Here is a 269-nt window from a genome sequence, read left to right on the forward strand (position 1 = left end):
ACAACACGCTGGCGCTGGCCGAGCGCTGCAACATCGAGATGCGCCTGGGCACCTACTTCCTGCCCGACTATCCGGTGCCCGACGAGGAGACGCTGGACAGCTGGATCCGCAGCGAGTCGCGCAAGGGCCTGGCCGCACGCCTGGAAAAGAATCCCATCGCGCCCGGCATGACCGCGCAGGATTACAGCGACCGCCTCGAGTTCGAGCTGGACACCATCATCAAGATGGGCTTCCCCGGCTACTTCCTGATCGTGGCCGACTTCATCCAG

General features: G+C 64.3%; 1 protein-coding gene. It reads left to right on the top strand.

Going from position 1 to position 269, the window contains the following annotated elements:
• On the top strand, nt 1–269 hold a 269-nt coding region (locus tag FQ664_RS26115; RefSeq protein WP_144175887.1), incomplete at both ends, for a hypothetical protein.

It is taken from the genome of Pseudomonas persica (assembly GCF_900291015.1).
In the GTDB taxonomy this organism is placed as follows: domain Bacteria; phylum Pseudomonadota; class Gammaproteobacteria; order Pseudomonadales; family Pseudomonadaceae; genus Aquipseudomonas.